This is a genomic window from Streptomyces sparsus (genome assembly GCF_054776295.1).
In genome coordinates this window covers 1-623 of the sequence record NZ_BAAHCA010001628.1, presented here as the reverse complement: position 1 = coordinate 623, position 623 = coordinate 1, and the positions used below count along the sequence as shown (strand labels likewise).

The window sequence follows — 623 nt, the reverse complement described above, 5'->3', positions numbered from 1 at the left end:
CCGGCCTGCTGCCCGTCGTCGCGCCGGGCCTGCCGCCCGCGATCACCACCGCGCTGCTGGACACCGCCCGCGGGGACCACTTCGGCTTCGGACCGGACCGCATGGTCCCCGGCTACGACGTGCGCGGCGCCGCGTTCGACCGCCACCGGTACTGGCGCGGTCCTGCCTGGTTCAACGTCAACTGGCTGCTGGAGCGCGGATTCCGGCAGCACGGCCACCCGCGGGCCGCCGGGGAGCTGCGGTCCGCGCTGCTCTCCACGGCCGGCACCTCGGACTTCGCCGAGTACGTCGACCCGTTCACCGGACAGCCCAGGGGCAGCGCCGACTTCAGCTGGACGGCCGCGCTCGCCCTCGACCTGCTCGCCGAGCCCTCAGGGGACACCCCCCGATGACGGTCCGGATCACCGGCTGCCGTTCCACCGCGGCACGTTCGCCGCGGTGGGTCCGTCCGGCGGCACCACCGGCGCGCGAGGCTGCGGCCCCGACGGGCCGTTCCCACGTGACGCCCGTCACCTGAGCCGTCGGCGGCCGACCGTCGACGGTGTGCTCCCGGCGATGCTGGTACCGGCCTCCGAGGGGCCGGTGTCGGCCGGTGTGCTGACGCCGCCGGGCACGCGGCGGCG

1 protein-coding gene is annotated in these 623 nt (G+C 76.4%); it reads left to right on the top strand.

Annotated elements, in window-relative coordinates:
- Positions 1 to 392, top strand: a 392-nt coding sequence (locus ACYVE9_RS29995) for an MGH1-like glycoside hydrolase domain-containing protein (protein ID WP_461031006.1), incomplete at its 5' end; no start/stop codon positions are given.
- Between the last annotated feature and the right edge of the window lie 231 nt (positions 393 to 623).